The following is a 1,164-nucleotide window of genomic DNA, read 5'->3' as shown; positions in this document are numbered from 1 at the left end:
ATCTTCTTCCCTAGACAAGAGGAATGATCGATCAAGGGCTGTCCCCATGATCAGCCGGGGTCGATGCCACCGCCCAGCAGGTTAAAGATCAAGCTGGGCGCTGTTCGAATACCACCTGGAGCGCCTCGAACCGGCGGACTTCCTCTGGGAGCCGGCCGAACACTGCTGGACGGTGCGCCGCGACGCGCACGGCGGCTGGGTGCCCGACTGGGCCGACAGCGAGCCCGATCCGGTCCCGGTCCCGACCGTCGCCTGGCTGACCTGGCACATCGGCTGGTGGTGGACGGTGACCGTCGACCACCTGCGGGGGCGCCCCGTACGGCAGCGCACCGACGTCGGCTGGCCGGGTGCCGGCGAGCCGACCGTCGCCTGGCTGCGCGGGCTGCGCACGGAGTGGCTGGACGTGCTCGACGGCCTCACCGACGCCGACCTCGACCGCGCCGCGCCGTTCCCGTGGCAGGACGACCCCCGGCACACGGTCACGCACACGGCCGCCTGGGTCAACGTGGAGCTGATGAAGAACGTCGCCGAGATCGGCCAGCTCCGGCTGCTGCGCGCGGCCGGTCCCCGAGCCTGACCGCCGCAGCCCGGAGGCCCGCCGCCGGGCGGGGAGCCGGGTTGCTCAGGAGCGGCGTCCCCTGGTCCGCAGCGCGTCCTCCGTCCGCTCCTCGACGTCGGCCGCGTCCGGGAACGACCGCCGGGACGGCGCCGGGTCCGGCGGCGCGCCGGGTCCGGCCGGCATCGTGGGCGTCGGCTCGACCGATCCGAAGCCGTGTCGGCCCGCCGGGCCGGACGGCCCCGCCGGCTCGCCGGCGCGCCGGTCGCCGCGCCGCCCCTCGGGCACGGCGGTCTCCTCGCTGCCCTCGTCCATCGGATCGTGCTCACCGGTGCCCCAGGGCGGCTCCGCGTCCAGCCCGTCCCTGGTCACCCAGGGAGTGACCGATTCGGGTGTGCGCCCGCTCCCGCCGCGTCCGTCTGCTGCCGCCATCGTCACCTCGCTGGGTCGGTCCGCCGGTACCGGGCCCGATTGCCCGTCCCGGGCCCGGTCATGCCTGCGTCCGGGCCTCGCCGGGCCGCCGCCCTGACCCCCGCCGGGCCGCCCGCCCTGACCCCCGCCGGGCCGCCCGGCCGGACCCCACCGGGCTCGGCGGGCCACGCCGGGCC

General features: G+C 76.5%; 2 protein-coding genes. One reads left to right on the top strand and one right to left on the bottom strand.

Annotated elements, in window-relative coordinates; all coding sequences use genetic code 11:
* Nucleotides 1–100: 100 nt before the first annotated feature.
* Nucleotides 101–577: a DinB family protein gene (locus tag ACWENR_RS30840; protein WP_452280450.1), complete on the top strand. Its 477-nt coding sequence runs from the start codon at nucleotides 101–103 to the stop codon at nucleotides 575–577.
* Nucleotides 578–622: 45 nt separating this feature from the next.
* Here the strand turns inward: ACWENR_RS30840 and ACWENR_RS30835 are convergent, their stop codons facing one another.
* Nucleotides 623–928 carry a hypothetical protein gene (locus ACWENR_RS30835; RefSeq protein ID WP_452280449.1) on the bottom strand — a complete coding sequence of 102 codons (306 nt, stop codon included), beginning with the start codon at nucleotides 926–928 and terminating at the stop codon, nucleotides 623–625.
* Between the last annotated feature and the right edge of the window lie 236 nt (nucleotides 929–1,164).

It is taken from the genome of Micromonospora sp. NPDC004336 (assembly GCF_053602615.1).
Note: the sequence above shows the minus strand (reverse complement) of the source record. Positions and strands in the feature narration are given on the sequence as shown.